21 protein-coding genes and 1 tRNA gene are annotated in these 23,550 nt (G+C 39.3%); all 22 read left to right on the plus strand.

Annotation, left to right across the window (positions count from 1 at the left end; genetic code table 11):
* Positions 1 to 71 precede the first annotated feature (71 nt).
* Positions 72 to 145: transfer RNA gene (locus tag M2277_RS24770), tRNA-Glu, on the plus strand.
* Positions 146 to 240: 95 nt separating this feature from the next.
* Positions 241 to 417 carry a YonK family protein gene (locus M2277_RS24775; protein ID WP_280755823.1) on the plus strand — a complete coding sequence of 59 codons (177 nt, stop codon included), beginning with the start codon at positions 241 to 243 and terminating at the stop codon, positions 415 to 417.
* A gap of 4 nt (positions 418 to 421) precedes the next feature.
* Complete coding sequence (locus M2277_RS24780; RefSeq protein WP_280755824.1) at positions 422 to 1,678, plus strand: metallophosphoesterase family protein; 1,257 nt, start codon at positions 422 to 424, stop codon at positions 1,676 to 1,678.
* A 20-nt stretch (positions 1,679 to 1,698) separates the two neighbouring features.
* A complete protein-coding gene (locus M2277_RS24785; protein WP_280755825.1) occupies positions 1,699 to 1,992 on the plus strand; it encodes a hypothetical protein in 294 nt (97 codons plus the stop codon).
* A gap of 74 nt (positions 1,993 to 2,066) precedes the next feature.
* A complete protein-coding gene (locus tag M2277_RS24790; protein ID WP_280755826.1) occupies positions 2,067 to 2,927 on the plus strand; it encodes a hypothetical protein in 861 nt (286 codons plus the stop codon).
* Between the two features lies 1 nt (position 2,928).
* Complete coding sequence (locus tag M2277_RS24795; protein WP_280755827.1) at positions 2,929 to 4,653, plus strand: DNA-packaging protein; 1,725 nt, start codon at positions 2,929 to 2,931, stop codon at positions 4,651 to 4,653.
* 11 nt (positions 4,654 to 4,664) lie between these two features.
* Entirely contained in the window at positions 4,665 to 6,113 is a 1,449-nt protein-coding gene (locus M2277_RS24800) for a hypothetical protein (protein ID WP_280755828.1), read from the plus strand.
* A gap of 34 nt (positions 6,114 to 6,147) precedes the next feature.
* Positions 6,148 to 7,491: a hypothetical protein gene (locus M2277_RS24805; protein WP_280755829.1), complete on the plus strand. Its 1,344-nt coding sequence runs from the start codon at positions 6,148 to 6,150 to the stop codon at positions 7,489 to 7,491.
* 48 nt (positions 7,492 to 7,539) lie between these two features.
* A complete protein-coding gene (locus tag M2277_RS24810; RefSeq protein ID WP_280755830.1) occupies positions 7,540 to 8,022 on the plus strand; it encodes a hypothetical protein in 483 nt (160 codons plus the stop codon).
* Between the two features lie 47 nt (positions 8,023 to 8,069).
* Complete coding sequence (locus M2277_RS24815) at positions 8,070 to 9,053, plus strand: hypothetical protein (RefSeq protein ID WP_280755831.1); 984 nt, start codon at positions 8,070 to 8,072, stop codon at positions 9,051 to 9,053.
* A gap of 64 nt (positions 9,054 to 9,117) precedes the next feature.
* Entirely contained in the window at positions 9,118 to 9,672 is a 555-nt protein-coding gene (locus M2277_RS24820; RefSeq protein WP_280755832.1) for a hypothetical protein, read from the plus strand.
* A 16-nt stretch (positions 9,673 to 9,688) separates the two neighbouring features.
* On the plus strand, positions 9,689 to 10,114 hold the full coding sequence (locus M2277_RS24825; RefSeq protein ID WP_280755833.1) for a hypothetical protein: 426 nt from the start codon (positions 9,689 to 9,691) through the stop codon (positions 10,112 to 10,114).
* Entirely contained in the window at positions 10,111 to 10,443 is a 333-nt protein-coding gene (locus M2277_RS24830) for a hypothetical protein (protein ID WP_280755834.1), read from the plus strand. The genes M2277_RS24825 and M2277_RS24830 overlap by 4 nt, the downstream gene beginning before the upstream one ends.
* Positions 10,440 to 11,156 (plus strand): hypothetical protein, encoded by a 717-nt coding sequence (locus tag M2277_RS24835; RefSeq protein ID WP_280755835.1) that lies wholly within the window; start codon positions 10,440 to 10,442, stop codon positions 11,154 to 11,156. The genes M2277_RS24830 and M2277_RS24835 overlap by 4 nt, the downstream gene beginning before the upstream one ends.
* Positions 11,150 to 11,641 carry a hypothetical protein gene (locus M2277_RS24840; RefSeq protein ID WP_280755836.1) on the plus strand — a complete coding sequence of 164 codons (492 nt, stop codon included), beginning with the start codon at positions 11,150 to 11,152 and terminating at the stop codon, positions 11,639 to 11,641. Before M2277_RS24835 ends, M2277_RS24840 begins: the two co-directional genes overlap by 7 nt.
* A 1-nt stretch (position 11,642) precedes the next feature.
* On the plus strand, positions 11,643 to 12,389 hold the full coding sequence (locus tag M2277_RS24845) for a hypothetical protein (protein WP_280755837.1): 747 nt from the start codon (positions 11,643 to 11,645) through the stop codon (positions 12,387 to 12,389).
* 72 nt (positions 12,390 to 12,461) lie between these two features.
* On the plus strand, positions 12,462 to 13,196 hold the full coding sequence (locus tag M2277_RS24850) for a hypothetical protein (protein ID WP_280755838.1): 735 nt from the start codon (positions 12,462 to 12,464) through the stop codon (positions 13,194 to 13,196).
* A gap of 110 nt (positions 13,197 to 13,306) precedes the next feature.
* A complete protein-coding gene (locus tag M2277_RS24855) occupies positions 13,307 to 13,780 on the plus strand; it encodes a hypothetical protein (RefSeq protein ID WP_280755839.1) in 474 nt (157 codons plus the stop codon).
* Between the two features lie 23 nt (positions 13,781 to 13,803).
* Positions 13,804 to 14,298 (plus strand): hypothetical protein, encoded by a 495-nt coding sequence (locus M2277_RS24860; RefSeq protein ID WP_280755840.1) that lies wholly within the window; start codon positions 13,804 to 13,806, stop codon positions 14,296 to 14,298.
* 11 nt (positions 14,299 to 14,309) lie between these two features.
* Positions 14,310 to 15,284, plus strand: a complete 975-nt coding sequence (locus M2277_RS24865; RefSeq protein ID WP_280755841.1) for a tyrosine-type recombinase/integrase — start codon at positions 14,310 to 14,312, stop codon at positions 15,282 to 15,284.
* Between the two features lie 26 nt (positions 15,285 to 15,310).
* Entirely contained in the window at positions 15,311 to 15,730 is a 420-nt protein-coding gene (locus M2277_RS24870) for a hypothetical protein (protein WP_280755842.1), read from the plus strand.
* Between the two features lie 50 nt (positions 15,731 to 15,780).
* Complete coding sequence (locus tag M2277_RS24875; RefSeq protein WP_280755843.1) at positions 15,781 to 23,400, plus strand: phage tail tape measure protein; 7,620 nt, start codon at positions 15,781 to 15,783, stop codon at positions 23,398 to 23,400.
* Positions 23,401 to 23,550: the final 150 nt, after the last annotated feature.

Genomic DNA, 23,550 nt, shown 5'->3' on the forward strand with positions numbered 1-23,550 from the left:
AACTGATTCAAGGTCAGTGGATCTACGATGATATAGAACTGATGGTGGTAACATCAGTGGCATAGCGATAGGGGATGTTGGTCAAGACGGCTTAAGACACTGCCCTTTCACGGCAGTAACACGGGTTCGAATCCCGTACATCCTATTTTGAAATACTGTTTAGGACTTCCTGACACGCACATTGGTTCGTCTCGGGAGAAAAGATTACATGAGTTAACGAGAAAAAGGGGAATCGATATAATGGCGAAGAGAGTACATTCCATTTCATTAAAAGGTAGATTTGAGGATGGCATGGTAACAGAAGAAACCAAGCATTCTGATGAAGTATATGATTTGTTTGCATTAATCAATGAATTTGAAGGCAAGGAAATATCAGTCACAATTCAAGAAGTTAATCCAATTCCAGCGGTAGGTTAAGACAATGCGTTCATATAAAAACTCTAATGGCGAAGTCATTACTGTTGATGATGTGCATTTGGAGACTGCTGTTTTATTAAAAATGGAACTGCAAAATGCAACACCTTCTCGAAAATGCAATTGGAGAACTCACCAGGCCATGATGACAATTGAAGGGTTCGATGATTCTGACATTAATGAATCGTATCGGTGCATGATTAAGGACCATCAAAAAGAAATGGGACTTTTGAGTAGTGCCACGAAGCATGCTGATCTGGTTGCAACGAATAAGCTGGAATCTATTAAACAAGCTGTTGGCGAAATATACATTGAAAAGCGTTCAAATCAACAAGTTTTAACGCAGCTGAACCGCATTAAACGTGACCTTGCAACGAGAGTGCTAGCGGTTGAGGAGCTTAAAGATGTATATGCGAACAATCTTGATATTAATGTTCCACATTTGACTTATAACCCACCATTTATGAAGAGTGAAAGCAAAGGCGTTCTAATGGTGACGGATTGGCATATTGGGGTAGTAGTGGACGACTGCTTAGGAAATTATTATAACCTTGAGATTGCTGAGAAAAGGTTAAACTTACTGAAGCAAGAAACTATCTATTACTGCAAAATGTTCGGAGTTACGGATCTGAATGTGGTGGGGCTTGGGGATTGGTGTGAACAGATGTATATGCGTCCAAATCAATCACAAGATTGCGAATTCGGGTTTTCAATGCAAATAGTTAAAGCTCAGAAGTTGATAATCGATCTACTTGTTTCCTTAAGTGAATATGTAAATGTCACATATAAAGGCATTGCTGGTAATCACGACAGAATGGCAGGAGATAAGGCTGTTAGTCATGCAGGTGATAATGTGAATGTGATTATCAATGATGGCATTAAAAATGTCGTACAGGCAATCAATTCAGAACGGCTGCAATTTATTGAAACTAGCATTCATGATTCTTCTATTGTATTGGACTTGAATGGGAAGAAAATCAAGTTTGTTCACGGTGATCGTGACAATGGAGATAAGAAGCGCCGGTTACTTGGTCACATTTCTATGGATGAAGTAATCTATGATGCGTTTGTTCATGGTCATCTCCATAACTATTATGTGCAAGAAGACGATCATGGCAGATTGATAGTTGGTGTACCTTGCTTAATGGGACGCAACAACTACAGCAAGGATATGTTGTGCGCGACAAACGCAGGACAAGCTATGATTGTTGTTCGCGGTGATGGTACGATTGTTCCGATAAAGATTGACTTGCAAGCTGCCTAATAAGAAGGGGTGTACTCGAAATGATGTTCAATTTTAACGACAAAGAGAAAGATGATTATTGCCCTCATTGCAGTCAACCTGAAGAAGAGATCGATGGGGCTTACGTAGAAACAGAGTTAGATGACCCTAAAGATATTGTAGATCGGTACTATAATCATTTCACTGAATCCGTTACTAATGAAGAAGAACTATATGAAGCCATTATATCTCTATTTAATGAATCATATTTATACGCTTGGAAGAAGAGTCTCTTAACTGACATCGAAAGCAAGATTGAAGCTTTGAGCATTGTTGACAAGCAGAATGAGCGATAAAGAGCTATTTAACTGCATCCATTAATTAAATGGGTGTAGAAAAAATAGCTCTTTATCTATTGAGGGGTTATTGTATGGCGATAAAGAAAAAGTTACCTGGTAAAAAGATTTGCATGAAGTGCGGAAGAGAACGAGTATTAGTTAATTTCTACGCAAGTACTAGTACTATGTTTAGCGATCAGCTTGTTCCAGTTTGCAAGGATTGCCTTAAAGAAATGGTTAATCCAAAAGATTTAAACACCGTGAAGATGGTTTTGAGACAGATTGATAAACCGTATAGGGTGGATGTCTGGAATAAAGCTGTAGAATCTCCAAAGGATACATTTGGAGAGTATATGAGAATGATTTCATCGCTACCACAGTATAAAGGAATGACGTATGAGGATTCCGTAGAAGGAGTATATGAAGTAGACATTCCTGATGAAGAACAAGAGGAAGAGTATGATTTTGTAAATGAGTTTAAAATCACTCCTGATATCGTGTTCAAATGGGGTACTGGTTATAAACCAAAAGAGTATATGCGGCTCGAAGATTTGTACGTTCGAATGATTGAATCTCATGATATCTCAGCACCACAGCACAAAGAGCTATTGAAAATAATGTGCGTGTTGAACTTAAAGATGGAGATTTGTTTAGAGAAAGACGATATAAATGGATTTGCGAAACTTCACGATCAGTATCAAAAGTTGTTACAGTCTTCAGGATTCCGTCCTATCGATAGAAAGAGTGGAGATGAAGCAACAGGTTTAAAGACCTTTTCGCAAATTTTCGAAGAAGTTGAGCGAGACGGTTTTATAGAACCATGGGAAATCGAAGAAGATCAAGACATTATAGATCGAACGATTATGTATTTGCTTAACTATCAAAAGAAGCTCCTTCATCAAGAATTATTGAGTCAACCACCGTCTGACACACCCAAAGTAGGTGAAGAATGACGTGGCATCCCATAAGAATTATAAAAGTGAAACAAGCAAAGAGCAAAACGACCTAAGCAAAAAGAAAACCTCAATGCGATCCTTCTCTGAGACTAAGAAGGATTGGAGGAAGTATTGCTCGTATTGGCGCAAGTATCCTGATAGGTTCTTAGATTTCGTTGCAGGCGAAAATCCTAAGATAAAATTATACTTTTACCAAAGATTGATGCTTAGAGTCTTGTTTAGATATCAAATTGTTTATTTCTGTATGACACGGGGTTCAGCTAAATCCTTCATACAGATACTAGCCTTGTATTTGAAATGTATCATGTTCCCTAACTCATATTACTTTATCGCAGCTCCAACAAAGATGCAGGCGGCAAAGATATCCCAAGAGAACATTGAAAACATTTGGAACTTCTTCCCGTTACTGAGGGCAGAGGTAAAAAAGGAATTCTTCCATAACGACTATACGAAGCTAATTTTCATGAATGGTTCACGCCTTGACGTTGTGCAGGTTGCAGAATCGTCTCGGGGTGGTCGCCGTCACGGTGGTAGTGTCGAAGAGATAGTCGATAACACGATGAAGAAAGATACGCTGCAAACGGTCGTTATCCCGATGATGGCGAACAGCCGCTTAGCAACGTGCGGTGGTGTAGACCCCAATGAGATTCACAAGTTTACTTATTATGTAACAACGGCAGGTACAAGACAGTCTTTCGCATATGAAAAGTTAATGGAAGTTACTGCACTCATGGCCCAAGGCAAGAGTGCTTTTTCTTTAGGTGCCGGTTTTGAACTGGCGTGTATGCATGGTCAATTGGATGAAGCGTTCATTAATGACCTTCGGGAGCAGCCAACCACGAACCTAGCAGGTTTCGGTCGGGAGTACATGTCTGAATGGTCAGGTACATCTGAAAACTCCCTTGTTACCATGGAAGACTTACAAGCAAGTCGAGTTTTGACTAAAGCTGAAGAGAAGCATTCAGGTGAGAAAGATGTTTCTTATGTCTTATCTTATGACGTGGCCCGTGCAGAAGGGGCAGCGAACGCTAACTCTGCTCTGGTGGTTATCAAGTTAATTCCTCGTGGTGACGGGACTTACCAAAAGCATGTCGTTAACTGTTACTCGTTTGAGGGAACACACTTCTTGGAACAAACCTTGTTCCTTAAACGAAAGGCTAATGACTTTAAAGCCCGAATGGTTGTAATTGATAGTAACGGTCTGGGTAGTGGTTTGATCGACCAACTGGTACTTGAGATTGACGACAATCCTAGCTGGTCAGTAGTGAATGATGATCGTTATTTGCGGTACAAGCTAGAGAATTCGGTACCGCTGATCTATGCTTTGAAATCGCAGTCTAAAGAAATGAAGGCAAGTGACATTCATAACATTTTCATGCAGACGATCAGCAATCAGAAGGTAAAGCTGTTGCACACTGAGTCACAAGCAAGAACTTCTAGAGAAAGAAAGAAGAATATTGACCAGTTAGCAAAAGAGTTAATGCCCTACACTATGACAGATTTGATGTGCGAAGAGATATTGAACCTTGAGTACAAACAGTCAGGAAATCAGACTCAGGTTAAACAGATAAGCAATCGTATCAATAAGGATAAGTTTTCGGCGCTTGAGTATGGTCTTTGGTATGTCCATACGTTAGAGAAATCCAATCAAGTAAGACGTAATGAGAATGTTGATATATCGAAATTCTTCCAGGTGAAGAAACCAATTTATAAGATGAGGTAGGTGGTGATTAGGTGAGTAATGATTTTGAGCAGCGTATTAACGCTATGACTTTTGCTTCTCTTGGCAAGATGATCGTAACTGATCTGAAAAAGGGACGAGAGAGTACAATACTGAAAAAGTATAAAAAAGAGCAGGTTGTTAGCTTTCTTGAAAGTCCAGACAAGAATCAGAAGCAACTGCGCGAAATCAGTAACATTATTTACAACAAAAGCCCACACTATCAAAGGCTTATAAACTACTTCGCTAATATGCCGGTGTTTAGATATATCGTTGAGCCTGTTGGTTTGGAAGTAAATAAAGTTAATAAAAAGACTTTTATTAATCAGTACAAAAGAGTCAACGAAATGCTTGAATTGATGAATATTAGGCATGAATTCGGGAAGATACTGAACACTGCATTTAAGGAAGACGTGTTCTATGGTTATGAACACTCTACCAAAGACAGCTACTTCATTCAGCGATTGAATCCTGACTATTGCCGAATTTCTTCAATTGAAGATGGCGTATACAACTTTGCATGGGACTTTTCTTATTTTAATACTTATCCTGATAAGCTGAAGAATTTCCCGAAGGAATTCGAGGTTAAGTATAACCAATATAAGAACAACAAGGATGCTCAGTGGATTGAACTTAATCCAGAAAATACAATCTGTATCAAAATTAATAGTGATATTGAATATCCAGTCCTGCCATTCGCAGGGCTTTTTGATGCGATTTTTGAGATCGAGGAGTTCAAGGCACTTCGCAAAACGAAAGAGGAAATGGGTAACTATAAAATCCTAGTTCAAGAATTGCCAATGAGAAAAGACAGTTTGCAAAACAACGACTTCTTAATTGACTTCACACATATGAGCCTATTTCATAATCGAGCTTCAGAAGCACTTCCTGAGAATGTCGGGTTAGTAACATCGCCTATGAAAATTACAGACATATCCTTTGATAAGGACAGGGTAGATGCGGACAACGTTGCTAAGGCAGAACGTGATTTCTGGGGCGCTTCGGGTGTCAGTCAACTATTGTTCAACGCTGATAAAGCAGGAAGCATTGGGCTTGATAAATCTATCAAAACTGATGAAATGCTAGTCTTTAATATTCTTAGACAATTTGAGAGATGGCTTAACAGGAAGTCAAGGTTCTTTAATAATAACACCTTGTTTAAGGTTAGCCTTTTGGACCTGACGATTTTCAACATTGATGAAGTGTTTGAAAGAGCTTTGAAAGCTGCGACTTTTGGAATTCCATCGAAGACCATTATCGGTGCGGTGTTGGGGATGTCTCCAACTGCCCTAACCAATATGGCTTATCTAGAGAACGAGATTCTTCAAATGCACGTCAACTTTATTCCAGTAAGTTCGGCTCATACCGGCATGAATGACCAGGGTGGAAGGCCGAGCCAAGGCGACAATGTAAGCGAGGAAGGGTTAAAGGCGAGAGATCAAGGAAAGAACATCTCGAAATGACTTGTAAAATAGCATCGGAAAGGGGGTGAGATACATGAAATTTAATGCTGCTATTAGTAACATTAAACAAGTCAATCCACTCTTTTCCGAATGTAACATCAAAGTACTATATGCAGGCGCTAATAGAAACAAATCATTTATTTCCAAGCAATCAGTGGATCGCGCTTTGCCAACGATCTACAACATTCCGATTGTGGGCGAGTTCCTTGAGAAGAAAGAAGACTTTGGTACTCATGGCGGTAAGGTAGAGATAACGGACCAAGAGATCAAGTTCGTTCAAACCACTAAGCCATATGGTGTTGTACCTGAATCTGCAACAATCTATTGGCAACCTATTGCTGAGAAAGATGGAGTCGTAAATGAATACTTAATCATTGAAGGTGCTTACCTTTGGACAGGAAGATATTCAGAAGCTTCAAAAGTAATAAGCAATAGCAAAGGCCAAAGTATGGAGATCGAGATTATCAAAGGCGATTTTAACAAGGACAAGCTATTTGTTGTTGAGGATTTTGTGTTTAGTGCGCTTTGCATATTGGGCGATGATGTTGAACCATGTTTCGAATCTGCTGAAATTACTGCGTTTAACTTCAGTAAAGACGATTTTAAACATGAGTTTACTACTATGTTGAAAGAATTGAAGATGTCATTATCTACTGATGATGATGTTGAGAAATATAGTGAGGAAGGTGAGAGTGTGAATTTGTTACTTGAACTTCTGGCGAAATATTCTTTCACAGAAGAGATGATAGCAGAGAAAGGCGTTAATCTTTCTGAGATTACTCCTGAAGATTTGGAAGCAAAGCTTATTGAGTACACGGCAGAACTGAGCGCTCAAGAAGATGGTACCGAACAGAATGAGGTGGAAGAAACAGCCGAGTTCACCGACAAAGGTGAAGAGGTGGCTGAGGAATTCACTGAAGGTGAGGTTGCCGCCGATACAGCAGATGAGGTAAAGGAAGATGTTGCGGCTGATGAAGTGGAGCAACCAGCTGAGGATTATACTGCTCAAATCGCTGAGCTTCAAGAAACAGTGAATGGTCTGACTCAGGAGAATGAAGCCCTGAAAACAGAGCGTGACCAGTTGTTCGCTTTTAAACAACAGGTAGAGCAAGAGCAACATAAAATTCAAGTTGAAGATATGTTTGCTAAGTTCGACAAGTTGGAAGAAAGTGAAATTCAAGAAGTCAGAGAAAAGATGTTTGAAATGACACTTGAGGAAATTGAAGAAAAGCTTTACTTCATGCTGGGCAAGAAAGTTGCGCAGTTTTCTTTGAATCCAAAGAAAAAGGATTCTATCAAAATTGATGTAGTAGTAGAAGAGGTTAGCGATAAGAAAGGCTATGCGCTGTCTCATTTGTTTGAAAAATACAATAAATAATAGCGGTTGTAATCCGCAATATTGAAATTCCAAGGAGGAAATTAAATCATGGCAGTTATTCGTCTTGATAAAGTTCAGTCCGTATATCACGGAAATCTTGAGAGCGTTAAATTGGCAGCAAATGCTACTAACGGTGTTTTCGTTAAGTTGAATGGTCTTGTTGCTGGTGAGCGCGAAGTTAAAAATGGTGTTGCTGTTGCTGACGCTACTAAGGACACTGTGTTGCTCTTGTCTGCACCAGAAGTAATGTACGATCCACGTAAGAAAGGTCTGAAAGATTTCGTCATCGAAGCTGGTGTTGCAACTCGCGCTTATCACCTTTCCGTAGGCGACATTATCACTATGACAGAAGACCTTTTCGTAGGTACCCCTGTTGTTGGTGAATTTGCAGTGCCTGCAAATGGTGATTTCAAATTGCATGCGGCTGCTGACCTTACTGCCGGTTCCCGTGTTGCTTTTGAAGTAATCGAGAAAACTGTGTTGGGCGCTGAAGGCACTACTGCATACGCAATCCAAGTTATCACTGTCTAATCTAATGCAACGTAAAATAGTTATTTAATTTAAGGAGGAAATTTTAAATGCACGAACTTGTAAAATTGGCTGTAGATGCTTACAAAGGCACAACTGGTAACTTCTCCAAAGCCGAAGCTTCTGAGACACTTCGTAATGCTCTTATTGATCTGAATGGTGGTTCCGAGAAAATTGACTTCCGTTCTTTCCGCCGCAACAAAACGGCTATCTTCGAAATCATTGAGGAAACTCTTTCCGTTCTGGTTTCTGAAGGATTGGAAAATGAATTTAACGACTTCGCTGAGGTTCGTAACTTGGCATGGGGCGACACTAACGTATTTACTGTTCCAAACTCCGATCTGTTCAAAGTAGCAGTCGTTGCAGATGGTACTAACAACCTTCGTAGACAGCGTTTGGATGGAAAAGAGTTCGGCGTTTCCACTTACACTCGTGGTATCAAAATCTATGAAGAATTGCATCGCTTCCTGGCTGGACGTATTGACTGGGTTGAAATGGTTAACCGTGTTGCCAAGTCTTACAACCTGCAACTGGCTGAAGATGTTTACAATGCAATCTACAACTCTTTCAGTACTTTGGCTGCTCCGTATGCGTACAGTGGCGCTTATGATGAGTTCGAACTGACTCAAATGGCTCAACACGTTGAAGCTGCTTCCAACGGCGCTGGCGCGTACATCTTGGGTACTAAGATGGCTCTGGCTAAAGTTGCTCCTTCTGCTATCTCTGATAACATGCGTGAAGCTCGTAACAAAATCGGTTACTACGGTGAACTGAACGGTTTCGAACTGCGTGAAATCAAGAACGTTCACAAAGCTGGTTCTTACAGCGAGTTCGCTATCGACAACAACTTCTTGCTGATCGTACCGAAAGTCAATGACAAGTTCGTTAAGATCGTCAATGAAGGTGACGCACTGATCGTTGATGGTACAAACGGCGATGTTAACGCTGACTTCTCGATGGAATACACTTTCGTTATGAAGTCTGGTATCGCAGTTATTCCAGCAGCGAAGTATGGTATCTACCGTCTTGCATAATTAAACTTTGGGGGGCCTCGGCTCCCCTATATTTATATCAAGAGAGAAAAAGGGGAAATGAATTATGGCAGTTAAGGGTACAGATAGCAAGTCAACACGCGCTAAGAGAACCGCAACTCCAAAAGCTAAAGAGGTTGCTATGGAGACAGTAATCGAGAAAGTGAAGGCTCCTGAGAAAAGAGTGATTGATAGAGATGAATGGGTCACCATCATGAACTACACAACAGGACGCACACGCTATACATCTCGCAAGACTGGAACAGAGGTTACATTTAGTGAGTTTGGTCAAACGGATGAAATTCAAGTTGGTGAGCTTATCACAATGAAGAATGCACATCCAAGATATCTACGCGAACCATGGCTGGTAATTCTTGATGAGGAAGTTGTAGAATTCTTGGGGCTTCAAGAAGTATACGAAAATCTAATCATTACTGACAACCTGGAAGAAATCTTTAAGATGAGCGGCGATCAATTCAAAGAAGTGTTGATGAAAGCTCCTAAAGGTATGGCTCAGACCATTGTAAGCAAGGCAACAGAATTGATTGAAAATAAACGATTAGATTCGATTTCTATTATCCGTACCATCCAAGAGGTCTGCGGAATCGAATTTGAGGTTTAAAAGGGGGTTGTCGTTTATGGCGACTTCTTATCAAGAACTATATCCAATCTTTTTATCGAAAGTTAGCGACTATTCATTTATGAATATGCAGCAAGATGATCTTGAGAAATATATGGAAGGGTTGCTGTCCAGCGCTGTTCCAAAGTTTCGATTTTGCAAAGCTGTTCAAGGAAGAGATGCGGTTGCAAAGGCTTTTAATGAGGACTTAAAAGATATAGAGAAAGAAATTCTTGTTTCTTTGATGTTGGTTGAATATATGAAACCGAAGATTTTGACTAGCGAAATTCTAAAGCAGAATATGTCGGATAAAGACTTTAAAATCTACTCCCAAGCTAATCACCTGAAAGAGCTTTCGGACTTTTATAACAAACTTAAATCCGAAGCAGACAAGATGATTACTGAGTATTCCTTTGTTTATGGAGATTTGGGGGAATTGAAATGATGATTCATCAGGGAGACAAGATGTTCAAAGTCTATTTAAGTTCCTTGGTAGATAAGACTTTTAAAATCCTACCACTTCATGAAGAAAAGAATAAGGGTTTAGAGAAGTACATCCAATCACTTATGTTTGAAATGTTCGGGTTACAGAAGATAGTAATCGATCTTGATGTTGATTCCGATTTTGTATCACTCTTGGCTACATTAGAAGCACTTTCGCAATCTGATTTGGTTAACTGCAAATCCGATTTTGTGAAACGAGAAGTCTTTAAATGCATCAATATCATAAAGAGAATCCAAGGTAAGGTTCTTGCTGTAGGTGAAGACAAATGACTTACTTCGATGACTATATAAATAGGATGAATGCTACTGGAACATCAATTAGCGATGCCTATAGAAAGTCAACTGTTGAGAAAGTGAATTCGTCATTTGCAGACAGCACTTCGTTTCGAATCATCAAGATCAACGGTGTTGATACTGATTCAAGAGTCACCGATGGCGCTGATTCGAAAGTAAAAGATGTGCTATTAAGACCTGACACCACTGTTAATCTTGGTGATCATATAGAATTCAACAATGAAAAGTGGCTTGTTTTTGATTGCTCAGAGAAAGATGTGTTCCCGAAGGCTAGCATACAAAGTTGTAATGAAATGCTTCGGTGGGTCAAAAAAGACGGAACTTATGCAGAGTATGATGCTGTCGTTAGAGCTTCAAGATACATTAAGTACGCTGTTGGTTACAACAGGTTCGATGTCAATCTCCTCGAAGGCGGTATGTTCGTGTATGTTGTCATTAATGACGATACAAGATCAATATCACCATTACAAAGGTTTATTATTGGATCTTCCGTATATGAGGTAACAGGGATAGACGACATGAGTTTCACGAAGAATGGACTTGGCTTACTTCAATTTACTACACGTTTAAGCACAGTTAAAGTCGGTGATGATTTCAGCACTAAAATAGCTGATAATAGTGAGTTGTATTTAGGAGAGACAGGTGGAACCAATAATGGTCCAGGAACAGGCGGTGGTGACCTATGGTAAAATTAGAACTTTTATCTCCTAACTTAGTTCAGGTGTTGAACCAATTGATTGCAGATAAAGAGATAGCAAAGTATCTATTCTATAATCAGAAAAACCCATTGTCACAGCCTGACATAGCATTGCCTGCCACCAACTTGATGTTCAAAAACATCTTCCCATATCCATTTGATTTAACGGCTGCCGTTGCTGACAGTACACAAATTCGCGTTTATTATCCTAACGGCGAACTTCATAATCGTGAAATCATTCAGGATTCCAAGATCGTCTTTGATATTGTGGTTGCTAAATCGTTATGGCTAGTGAATGATGGCGCAGCATTGTTAAGACCTTATGAAATCATGAGGAATATAGTAGGATTGTTCAGTGATAAGAGTGTAGGTACAGTTGGTAGAATTAATTTTAGTAGATTTTTTCACTTAACTGTTAATGATAAGTTTGATGCAATTCGGCTAGAAGGAAATATCATAACGTTTGGGACAAGTTAATATGAAGATTTTAGAGATGAATGAAACTGATCGCTCATTGAAGTTGTTGGCAGGCGATTCTTTTCAAGTTGATAATTTCTTGATATCCCCTGTTACTCTAGGGGAAGTCAAAGACATTGGGTATTCGTTATATAACCAGTATCTTGGTGTCATGACTTTTAGAGTTGATGACTTGATTGATACAACCGATATAGATGAATCAACACTATCATTATTTGACCTAATATTGTCTTCAGGCAATCCCGATTTAATTCAATTGTTTATTGATTCACTTTGCTTCTTTCTTAAGCAAGATAGGACAAAGATTAACTTTCACCCAGATTTAGGCTTGATTTTTGGTGACATTAATTTAAGCATAGATGACGTGAGAGTTGTTAGCGCTGATAATTACAATGACATTCTTAATGTTATTAAATATCAGAACTATATATTTGGCAAGAACGGTGGAGACAATCCCAAGAACGCAAAAGCCAAAAGTATTATGGAAAAGTTGCGAAAAGCAAACGAGATAGTAATGAAGAAAAAAGGAGTTAGCAACGATGACAAGATTGATTTCTCTGATCTGGTTAGCGCAGTTAGCACAAAGAGTATTCATTATGATAAAGAATCCGTTTGGGGATTGACCATGTATCAGTTCTATGACGAATACAAGAGATTGGAAAGAATCTCTTCATATGAAACCAATGTACTTGCAATGGTCAATGGGGCCAAAATCGAGTTGAAGCATTGGTGTGGAAAATTAGATTAATAAATTGATTATGAAGTGGACTCTATTGAGTCCATTTTTTTATGCCATTAATTATTTCAAGGAGGATACAAAATGTCTAGATTTGGTATGAAAGAAGTTGCTGACGTTATCTTTTTCGATAAAGCAACTGGAAAGCCGAAACTGTTCTTCGACACATTGAAGCTCAGTAACCTGGAACAAGCGGCTGAGTCCGTGTACGCAACTGGGGGCCGTGGTGCTGGTCGTTTGATCGGATGGGATTATGGTCGTACTGCAACGTTTGCCCTGCAAGATGCATTGCTTTCCGAGCAATCTCTGTCTCTACTTGCTGGTAACGATGTAGAGGAAGGTGTACAAAACATTTGGAAGCGTGAAGTGCTGATTGTTGCTACTGGCGAAATCACATTGAGTGAAGCACCTATTGCTGGAACTATCACTGCGTATTCCACAACTGACGGTAAATTCCATAAGGATGAGCTGACTCCAGGTACAGTAACTGGTAATACACTCCCTGTTACGGGTGGTACACCAGCAGTGGCTGACGGCGACCAAGTAATTGTGTACTACCAATATGCGTCCGCTGCAACTGCGAAGTCGGTAACGATTTCTGCTGATAAGTTCCCAGGATTCTACGAAGTTGTTGCTGACACTTTGGTTCGTTCTGAAGACGGTGTTGACGAGCCGTTCCAAATCGTTATCAAGAAGGCTAAACTGCAACCTGGTTTCACAATGACAATGGATGCAGAGAACGTTTCGGTATTCGACTTCAACCTCGAAGTGTTCCGTGATACTAATTCGCCTGACATGATTAAGATGATTAAACACTAATCCAATTAAAGAAAGGGGTAGGAAGAGATTCCTACCCTTCTTTTTTTGAGAACTATGTTCAATAAAATAAGAGTTTTAACAAAAGTATAGAGAAAAAGGGGTTTTTAAAAATGGCTAATAGCAAGAAAAAGCTCAGTATGGCTGCGATCAAGAAGCAAGACAAGCAATTTGATGAACGCTATGAGGTTGAGATTAATGGATATGTTCTTGAAATTGACCAAACCTTTAGACCAACAAAGATCCAGGGTTTAATTAGTGAGCTTGCTCAAAAGTTCGAAGAAACTAAAGTTCAAGATACTAACATCCTTGATATATTCACTCCATATATGATTCTTCTCATGATTAAGAATTTCACATCGTTAGATATCCCTGATAAGCTGGACGACCAATTAAAGACGCTAGACTTCCTTGTTGACAATGATTTTCTTGTTCCTATCTATGAAAGCTTACCTATTGCTGAAGTGAATAAGGTTTATGCTGAAATGGAAGCTGCGACAGATCGTATAAATGACAACATTAATGAATTGAAGCAATCCGTGAATGGACTTACGCTAGAAAACCGAGAGATGTTAGGCCTGGATTAAGATAAATTGGAGTTGAACTGTGGATGCCTACTTTTAAGAATATGAAGGAATTAGAAAAATATCTTCAGAGAAAACTCGAAAGTTCAATGCAGGATGTAGGGAAAATGGGAGAAGCCACCGTAAAGCAACATGTTGATAAAGATGTTTATGGCGTGGCGACTCCTGAAGAGTATGAACGTACAGGTGATTTGAAGAAAAGTGTTGTATATGAACTTGACCATATCAGAGGTGGATTTCAAGTTGACATCTATAATGATAGCGACCTGATTCGTAGTGCTAAACCAAACCAGCATTATAGTGTGGTGGAAAGCGAAAACGGTAGCTATCCTCTAGACTATAGTGAATTTGTTGCAGAAACAGTACACAACGGAACGAGTGGTTTGATATTCGGAACGGGTTATTGGACAAGCCCAAGACCGTTTATGAGTAATGCGGCAAATGAGATACGAAGTAAAAAACTACATTTATATAAGTTGCAAGAAGGATTAAAGAAGAACGGCATTAATAGCAGATTGTAAGGGTGGATAGCATGGCTGATAAATTACAAGAGGTTGATGATCTGTTTTGGAAAACAGAAATAAACCAGTTTAATAGAGAGATAACAGAGGAGTTTTTGCAACAAGGACATTTGTCTGCAAGAACACTTGAACAATATCGCAGTGGATTACGGCAATTCTTTAAGTGGGTCTATGATTCATGCATGAACAAACCTATCTACGAATTGAAGCCAAGGGATGCTTTAAAATATCAGAACTTCTTGATAGGAAGAGGATTATCATCGAGCGCGATTAAGTTTAAACGCTCTGCTGTATCGAGTCTTTGCGGATATATGGAGATATATTACCTCGATGAATATCCGACATTTCGAAATATATATAACAAGAATATACCTTCTCCACCAAAGGCGGTTAAGCATGAGAAGAAGCCTTTGACTAAAGAGGAGTTAGATCATTTAGTTCAAGTGTTAGAGGAGAGAAAAGAATGGCAGATGCTTGCATATGTTTGGTTCACATATATTACTGGTTGCAGGCGAGAAGAGTCCAGGCAGCTGTTAAAAGAAGTAGTTAGTTACAATTACGTAAAAGATCAACTTGGTAATGTCAAAAATTATTATGCAACACACAACATTCGCGCTAAGGGTCGTGGCAAAGAAGGCAAGGTAAGAAAGTTTTCCTTCGATGATCGCGCAAAGAATGCAATTGAAAAGTGGCTTGAGGTAAGAGGACACGATGAGTGCCCTTTTGTTTTTGTCTCGAAAAGCAAAGGTGAAGTAAAGCAGGTTTCGGACTCTGCCTTTAATTACTGGTGTAGCGAAATATTTTCAAAGATTGTTGGGAGACGGGTTCATCCCCATCTATTCAGAAGCACAAGGGCGACACACATCGTAGCGCTTGAGGGCAAGGATATCAAGTCCGCTCAAGCTCTATTAGGGCATGAGAGTTCTGAAACAACTGAGATTTATGTAGTACGTGAAACGCAAGATGAATTAGACGATCTGTTCTAAATATTGAAAACAAGGGGTACTGGGATATGAAAATCATGAATTTTGAATTGCAAGAGTTTACGAAGTTCTTGGTGGAATTGAAATTAGGCGGCAAAGATAGTCGGATGCGTACAAGATTCTGCAAACTGTTGGCTGAAAGAATTAAACAAATTGAAGATGAACGTGAAGAGTTGATTAAACAGTTTGCTGAAGTTGCTGAGGATGGATCGATTTTAGTAGAGGATGCCGGTGATGGGCGGCAAGTGTACAAGCTTAGAGATCGAGACGGGTTCAATCGTGAGTTCGAAATTCTCATGAGAGAGGAATTCGTTATTGAAGAGAATGCTGAACGGAAAGAAATGTTGCATGCAATCAAGGATATTGTTCTCAATGTAGATATGCAATTTGAAGGGGAATCGGCATTTGTGTACGACCGTTTTTGTTGCATTGTAGAAGAAATTAATTAATACTGGGTGGCCTTTGATGGCTGCCTTTTTATTTTGAAGGGGTGAAGTATATGAGCGATAAATTAAACATACTTATCACAGCCCTGCTAAATACAGATGACACTTCGCAGATTGAAAGTCAACTGAATCAATTGGCAGCTAAACTTAAAGGCAAACTCAAATTAAGCATCGGGCTTGACGATAACATAGATAATTTAACAAAATTACTCGGAGACATCAAAGGGGTCTCTCAAAGTAGTTTTGGAGAAGCAACTAAGGATGCAAAGAAATTTAGCAATGAGATCGACAATGTTGAAAAGAAGTTAAGAGCATTAAGATCAGAACGAAAAGGCATTGAGAAGCATTACAGGGGCATGTACAACGAGTCAACTCAAGGCAACATGTGGAAACAGCTTAAGGAAATTAAGCCGAAGCTCCCCAAAAAAGGCGATCAACTTTACACTGAGTTATATGAAGCAACCAACAAGAATCAACGTTCAACTTACTTCACTTCATCTAGGAATGACGGATATTCCAGCAAGATGGGTTTGGACGAAGCCGCCGAATCGTTAGGCCTACGTGGGTCAGATGAGTTAGTTCAGAAGATTAAGGACGGAAACAAAAAGTTTGATTCTTCGATGATCAAAGATGATCCGAAAATCAAAAGTATAGACGATAATATTAGAGAACTTGAAAACTACAAGAACAAGTTGACATCAGCTGCGATGTCTGGCGAAGAGTTTTCGAAGGTCGTCAATGAGTCGAATAAAAACATAAACACCCAAGCAGCTGAAGTAAAAAAACTCAGCCCAGAACTAGGTAAGTTAGGGAAAGTTACGGACACCAGGGATGCAGAAGGTAATCCTTTATCTTTGGATGAGCAGTTCATTAATCCTAAAAAAGCACAGACGACAACTAACAAATACAAATTCGATGAAAACAATAATCCTGTTCTAGACAAGACTATCCAGACAACAAATGTTGACGGACTTGATAAACAAAAAAAGCAATTTGATGTTTTTGCAAAAGATGCAACAACTAGAATCCAAGCTTTAAGTGAAACAAAGCTTCCAACGCACAAAGTCGATGAACTTGTCAAAAGCTTCGGAAAACTTGATGCAACCTCTGACAAATTAGACTTGGATGTATTCAAGAAGAGTTTGGCTGGTGCTGAGAAGTACGCAGACAATCTGCATAAAGTTCAGGTAGAACAAAACAAATTAAAGGCTGATGCGGATAAGCTTAAGACTTTAGACAGTGGGACACTAAGCAAATTCAATGATTCAATTGATTCATCCAAAAACCTCAAGCAAATAGACTTGTTGAAGGGTGAACTTAGAGAGCTTCAGGAAGTCAATAAAGCAAACCTCAAAGGCGAAAAAGAAAAAGCAGATCGAATCCTTAACAACTATAAAGTCGGCAAAAAAATAGCCGAACAAGAGATAAAAGATATAAATGCGATTGAGAAGAAGAGAGAAGAAAGTGTCGTCAACTCTCAAAAACGTGATCGTCAAGAAGCTGAAAATCAACAAAAGGCCATTCAAAAGAACCAAGAAAAGGATTGGGATGATCGTAATAAACTTGCCAATCAAATGGCAGATGGTCGAGCAAGAGGAAGTTTCAAAGAACCTGACTGGGACAAAGAACAAGCTGAAGCTATTCGTAAGAATAAGGAGATTGAAGCGCAAGCTCAGCGCGAACTAGATGCTGCTTATCAATCAATGATAAATCGCAGAGCTAAAGAAGAGCGCGAGTTAAATCAAAACCAGCAGAAGGCCATCGCAGAGAATGCGGATAGACAGCGTAAAGAAGATGCAAAGACGCAAAAGTCTAAGGAAGCATACCAGAACTGGTGGATCAAGTCTTTAAGAGAGCAAGAGATTGCTCAGAAGAAAGCTAATGATCAAGCAAAAGACAAGCGAATTGAAAACAATTACAAAAACGGCAAGTCAGACATGGAACGGCAAATCAAATCGGCAGAACAATTTAATCGCACATTAAAACAAGTCGATAATCAGCTGGTCAGTATGTTCTCGAAGGGTCAAGTAGAAAAGAGTAAATTCGATGACCTAAGCAAACGAATGGGATTAGCTGGCACGATACAGGATTTGAAAAACGTAGAGAAAGAACTTGACGATATTGGGCGCAAGTATAAACTACAACAAGGAAACGGTGCTGGCACACTTCGTGGGGAAGTTTTAGGTAGTTCAGATAGATTGAAGAATCTAGAAGGTATGGATTCAAAAACATTCAAAAATGAATTACAAGAAATCATTAAAACTAACAATCATCTTAAAGATAAAGAAATACTCTTTACCCGTCTCGATGCCGCAACTGGGAAGTGGAACGCGACTCTCAGAGTAAACGGAAGAGAACAGTTAGTTATTTCAGGTGCAATTGATAGAACTAACGGGCAAATCCGCAGGCAGAGAAACGAAATCCGCGAAGTATCTAATGCTAACAAAGGTCTAATCGAGCAATTGAAGATTGCTATGGGCCGTGTACCTGTCTGGATGGGTGCAATGACTGCGTTCTATGGATCGATTAGAACACTTCAAAATATGACAAGAACTATCATCGAAATTGACACTCAAATGACGCAGTTAAAACGCGTTATGGATGAGGACACGAATTTTGATGAAATGTTGCAGAAGTCTATAGGTCTTGCAAAAGAATTGGGTCAAACCATTCAGAATGTAAATGAAGCGCTTATCGGATTCGCGCGTCAAGGGTTTGAAGGTCAAGATGCAATTGACATGACCAGAACGGCTATCTTGGCTAGTAATGTATCCGACCTTTCCACTGAAGAGTCAATGAATGACATTACATCGGCAATGATCAACTTTAATATCGAAGCTTCAAAGTCCATATCCATTGTCGATAAATTAAACGAAGTGGATAACAACTTTTCAATCACAACTAAGGACTTGGCTCAAGGTATCCATAAGGCAGGCGCAACCGCAAAAACCTATGGAGTAACATTGGACGAGTTGGTTGGTCATGTAACGGCAATTGGTGCAGCGACAAGGGAAAGTGGAAACATTGTTGGTAATGCATTGAAAACTATTTATTCTAGAATCCCATCTGCCGCAGGTGATCTAGAGGATTTAGGCGTTAAGGTATTCAATGATGACGGTACAACAAGAGCCGCAACTGAAGTCATAGATGATTTGGCTAAAAAGTGGTCTACATTAACAAACACCCAACAACAAAATATCGGTGTTACTGTTGCTGGTAGATATCAGTTGACACGTTTCTTAGCGTTGATGAATAACTATCAAATGTCTCTTGACGCAGCTACCACTGCAACATACTCTCAAGGCTCAGCCGTTAGGGAGAATGAAAAATACCAACAAAGCTTACAAGCAAGAATTAATCGAATGACTGTAGCATGGCAGGAATTCACTCTTGCTGTTGGTGATGCAGTGCTTACAGACGGATTGATTGCTGTAGTTAATAGCTTGACTGCGTTGTCTAATGCAGGAACATTCTTGACGAAAAACTTTGGCGTTCTTCCATTTATTATTGCAGGCGTGACTACGGCAATCGCATTGTTTAATAACAGGATTCGGACCTCGATTTTAGAAACAGGAAAATTAGGAATTGGATTGAAAGGTTTAGCCCTAACTTTCAAAGGCGTAGGTGTTGCCGCTAGAACAGCAGGCACTTTTATGGCAGGAATATTCTGGCCTGTAGCTATCTCAATGGCACTAGGATTTGCAATAGAAAAACTTGTTGGTTGGATTGCAAAGTCGAATGAGGAAACAAAAAAAGCTCTGACATTAAACACTGAAACAGTGACATCTCTTCGAGAACAGAAGAATGGTTTAACCATGCTTTCACAAGAGTATGTAGCACTCAAAGAAAAAACTGACAAAACGGTAGAAGACAAACAGCGACTTGTTGATATCGAACGTGATTTGGTGGACAACTATGGAGTAGCCACATCGGGAATTGATGATCAAGGAAGAGCTTACTCAGATAGTGTTCAGGCAATTAACGCTAGAGTAGAAGCGTTGCAAAAAGAAATAGATGCTGAGATAAGTCTTAATGAAATTAAATTAAGAGCAAAAGACAGTGAGAATAAAAACGATCTTAAGAGAACATATGAAGACCGTAAGAAGGCTGCCGAAGAAGTTCTGAGAGCTGAGCAGGATCTTGCTAATTTCCAACAACGGGTTCAGAGTGGCGAGTTTAAAAACATGAAGCCAATCATTGACTATCAATCAGGCAGTGTTACTACTGGTGAAATGGTCGAGAATTCTCAGAAGAACGCAATCCTTAAAAGGTTGACAACTGCAAAACAAGAGCTTGCAAATTATAACGCTGAAATTGGAGAAGTCGTATCTGAATATGAACTCATACTAAGTGAAAAAGCTCAGCAAATTCTTGAGTCATTGGAGCAGCAAGGTGAGAAATTATCTGCTGGTGAACGCGCCTTTGTCGCTGGCATTACTGAGGGCATCGCATCTGGAACGGATGATATTGACACCCAATTTAATGAACTGACACAAGTGATAAAAGCATTCACTAATACAGACTTTGGTGAGTACCATAAGAAGTATGAAGAACTAAGACGGGCATTTGAAGCTGATCCATCTGACATGACTATACAAACAGAAATGGAACAGATTCATGCGAAGTTAATCGAAGAAATTAACAAAATAATCAATGAGATAATCCAAAAGATCCCAAGCGCTAAGGCGGCTATGGAGTCGTTTAGAGATTCTTTTGTGACTTCATTCAACTTGCCTAAAGCTCCAATCCTTGCGATTGTTCCAGACCTTCAGAAAATGAGGGATGAAATAGATAAAGCTGGGGATGAATTCTCTAAATTAAACCAAATTATCTATACCGTGTCTAAGGGGCAAAAACTAAATAGTCAACAAGTTATGGAATTGGTTAAACAATATCCAGAATTACTCAAGCATATTAAGAAAACTGCTGATGGATATGAGATCGAAGAAAAAGCAATGTTGGACCTTCGAGATAAACGATTAGAAGCCAAAAAGCAAGAAATTTTGGCTGAAGCTGGCCTGACTAGAGGAATATTGAATAACCTTAGCGTTAGGTTGAAAGCTTACGGAGTCGAGTTAAACGGTATTAACAACCTAGCTGATGCACGAAAAGCTATTAGTCAAAACATTGATCCAGTGATCAATGCGGCAAATCCAAAAAACATGCTTGAAAGCTTCAAGACAAACATGAGCGGAAGTGATTCCGTAACTGGCGCTGTTTCTAATTTCCTGAAGAGCGTTGGTTCCGTACCTGAAAAGCAAAAATTAGCTAAGGAAGCTGCTGATGCTAAGGGTCAATTACTTGAATATGCAAAAATCATGGAAGAATTCAATGGTTTATATTCATTGATAGACGATGCTAGTTATGGCGTAACTCCTGATAAAACTAGTAATAAAAGCAAAGATAAAAAAGATAAAACTAAAACTGAAAATGTAGCTTTGTATCAAGCGGATCAGTATGCTAAGAAAATGGCAGAGCTTGAAACGGCACTGAAGAAATCGCAGAACGCGATGGCTAACATGAATAAAACATCTTCAGAGTATCGTTCCGAGTTAATGAAACAAAACAATGCTCTTAGCGCACAGAGCAAGGCAACGAACGATGAGATATATAGAATAAACAAGTTAATTGCATCGCAAGAAAAACAAAGAAAAGCAATGGGTGATTTCAAAAAATTATCCAATGAAAAGAAAGAAAAGTACAATGAACTAACGAAATCTATTGAACAAAACCAAGGCTCAGTACAGTCGCTTACACAAAAACAAAGTGATTTAAACAAGACAATGGCTGATAATAGATCGGCAGTCCAAGTTAGCGTCCTTGAAGAACTTCATGGAAAGCAGAAGAAGTATGACGATGAACTAGAAAAGTCCAAAAACAAACAGAAGAACTTGCTCTCAACATCTGCTGAAAAACGGGCTGAAGATGCGAAGCAAATAGCTATTATGAAGGAGAAGCAAAACGCTCTCCATAATGAGAATATTGCTATTCAAAAGGCGATTGATAGCGGAAAACTTCTGAAGACAGATATAGAAGCTCAGAAACAGGTAATGGCTCAGAATAGCGCTGAGTGGTTGAATCTTGCTTCAGCGGTTGATACGACTGCCGAAAGCATGGTTAACAGTGCAATTACGGAGCAACGTGATAAGATCGCAGATATTGGCTATGAGATTAGTCTTGTAACCGAGTCGATGAATTTGTTCGAGGAAGGGACCGCTGAATACAACAAAGCTCTGAATGAGAACATTGCTCTGTTGGGTTCACAGCTTCGTGCAGAAAAACAGTTACAAGTAGTTATCAAAGAACAACTTAAAAATATGGATATCACTGCTGAGACTAGAGCAAGACTTAATAAGGAGCTTAAAGAGTCTGTCTTGGCTGAACTTCAATTGGTATCAGCAATTCATGATATGAATCAAGAGTTGAAGCAACAACAAGAACAACTTGCCGATGACATCATTGATACAATCAAGGAGATGTATGAGCAACAGAAAAAGTTGCGTCTAGATGCCCTTGAGGAAGAGTCTGATGCATTAGAGAAAGCTCATAATGAAGAAATGTCTCGACTGGATAAAGAACTTAAAAAGTATGAAGAGCATATCAACTCCAAGCTGAAGCTTCTAAACCGTGAAGCTAGTGCAAGATCGTTTAACAATGACTTGCAAGAGAAAGCAGAGCAAAAGAATGAACTTCAAAATAAAATCAACATTTTAAGCTTAGATGATTCTTCTGAAGCAAAAAAACAACGTAAAGAACTTGAAAAACAACTTGCCGAAATCACAAAAGAAATTGAAGACATGCAGTACGACCGCACTAAGGAGATACGTGAAGATAATCTCCAAGACCAGCTAGAAAACAAACAAAAGGAAATTGAAACTGCTAAGGATACCGCTGAGTACATTGTAAACGGTCAAAAAATGCAATATGAAAAAGCGAAGGAATTCTTAGATAAACAGAAGAAAGAAGTAGAAAAATACTACGATGATTTAATTAACGATGAAAAGTTCTATCAAACACTCAAAGAAGAAATGATGGCTGGACACTTTGGGAAAGTGCAAGAAATACTGCAAACTGTTGTTACGAACTATTCCGATATGGTTGATGATCGTATAGCTAAGACTGGTGAAAAACTTAACGAACAGATGGCCCTTTTGCAAAAAGCACAGGAACAGTTAAACCAACTGCAACAAGCTGGTGACAAGACTTCTGCTTGGTCTCAGTACCTTTCTAATAAGAAGGCAGCCGAAGATGAATACGCTAAAACAGGTAAGTGGAACGAAGAGCTTAGAAAACAGAACGAGCAGATGCGTAACCAGTACGGTTTTGCAGATGGGAACTATGCAGATTTGAGTAAGCTTCAATACATGGGAATTCAAAACCCTAGTAACGATAGCTTGTCAAACATCATAGGGTCTTCGACAGGTGGCATTAAATCTCCAACTTTGCCATCAGGCGGTGCATATGCTGGTTCGCCATTCTCTAATGTTGCTAATCAAATTAACAACTTAAACAAATACCTTGACTTCTTAGGCAAGAAAAACACTGCATCTACTTCAGGAGCTTCAATCGGCACACTTTCCGTCAATGTATCGGCAGTTGGCGCAGACAAGAAAGGTGCAAAAGATTTTGCTTCGACTTTAGTGGATGAATTGAAGAAGAAAGGGATTGGTTAGTGCATGAAAGAAGGATTGGAGTTCTATTACGATGGCATTCGCTCAACTGACATGGGATTGTTCAATGTTCAGTTGAGTAATGACCTATATTCAGAGTCGTTCATATCTGAAAGAAGCATCCAAGAAGTAGAAGTTCGTGGGAACGATAAA

The sequence above is a fragment of the Paenibacillus sp. LBL genome, from assembly GCF_029893715.1.
Taxonomy (GTDB): domain Bacteria; phylum Bacillota; class Bacilli; order Paenibacillales; family Paenibacillaceae; genus Paenibacillus_AQ; species Paenibacillus_AQ glucanolyticus.

Bases quoted from the DNA above. Each gene is read 5' to 3' on its own strand.
- M2277_RS24775 (WP_280755823.1), top strand. From the start codon at position 241: ATGGCGAAGAGAGTACATTCCATTTCATTAAAAGGTAGATTTGAGGAT.
- M2277_RS24780 (WP_280755824.1), top strand. From the start codon at position 422: ATGCGTTCATATAAAAACTCTAATGGCGAAGTCATTACTGTTGATGAT.
- M2277_RS24785 (WP_280755825.1), top strand. From the start codon at position 1,699: ATGATGTTCAATTTTAACGACAAAGAGAAAGATGATTATTGCCCTCAT.
- M2277_RS24790 (WP_280755826.1), top strand. From the start codon at position 2,067: ATGGCGATAAAGAAAAAGTTACCTGGTAAAAAGATTTGCATGAAGTGC.
- M2277_RS24805 (WP_280755829.1), top strand. From the start codon at position 6,148: ATGAAATTTAATGCTGCTATTAGTAACATTAAACAAGTCAATCCACTC.
- M2277_RS24810 (WP_280755830.1), top strand. From the start codon at position 7,540: ATGGCAGTTATTCGTCTTGATAAAGTTCAGTCCGTATATCACGGAAAT.
- M2277_RS24815 (WP_280755831.1), top strand. From the start codon at position 8,070: ATGCACGAACTTGTAAAATTGGCTGTAGATGCTTACAAAGGCACAACT.
- M2277_RS24820 (WP_280755832.1), top strand. From the start codon at position 9,118: ATGGCAGTTAAGGGTACAGATAGCAAGTCAACACGCGCTAAGAGAACC.
- M2277_RS24825 (WP_280755833.1), top strand. From the start codon at position 9,689: ATGGCGACTTCTTATCAAGAACTATATCCAATCTTTTTATCGAAAGTT.
- M2277_RS24830 (WP_280755834.1), top strand. From the start codon at position 10,111: ATGATGATTCATCAGGGAGACAAGATGTTCAAAGTCTATTTAAGTTCC.
- M2277_RS24835 (WP_280755835.1), top strand. From the start codon at position 10,440: ATGACTTACTTCGATGACTATATAAATAGGATGAATGCTACTGGAACA.
- M2277_RS24840 (WP_280755836.1), top strand. From the start codon at position 11,150: ATGGTAAAATTAGAACTTTTATCTCCTAACTTAGTTCAGGTGTTGAAC.
- M2277_RS24845 (WP_280755837.1), top strand. From the start codon at position 11,643: ATGAAGATTTTAGAGATGAATGAAACTGATCGCTCATTGAAGTTGTTG.
- M2277_RS24850 (WP_280755838.1), top strand. From the start codon at position 12,462: ATGTCTAGATTTGGTATGAAAGAAGTTGCTGACGTTATCTTTTTCGAT.
- M2277_RS24855 (WP_280755839.1), top strand. From the start codon at position 13,307: ATGGCTAATAGCAAGAAAAAGCTCAGTATGGCTGCGATCAAGAAGCAA.
- M2277_RS24860 (WP_280755840.1), top strand. From the start codon at position 13,804: ATGCCTACTTTTAAGAATATGAAGGAATTAGAAAAATATCTTCAGAGA.
- M2277_RS24865 (WP_280755841.1), top strand. From the start codon at position 14,310: ATGGCTGATAAATTACAAGAGGTTGATGATCTGTTTTGGAAAACAGAA.
- M2277_RS24870 (WP_280755842.1), top strand. From the start codon at position 15,311: ATGAAAATCATGAATTTTGAATTGCAAGAGTTTACGAAGTTCTTGGTG.
- M2277_RS24875 (WP_280755843.1), top strand. From the start codon at position 15,781: ATGAGCGATAAATTAAACATACTTATCACAGCCCTGCTAAATACAGAT.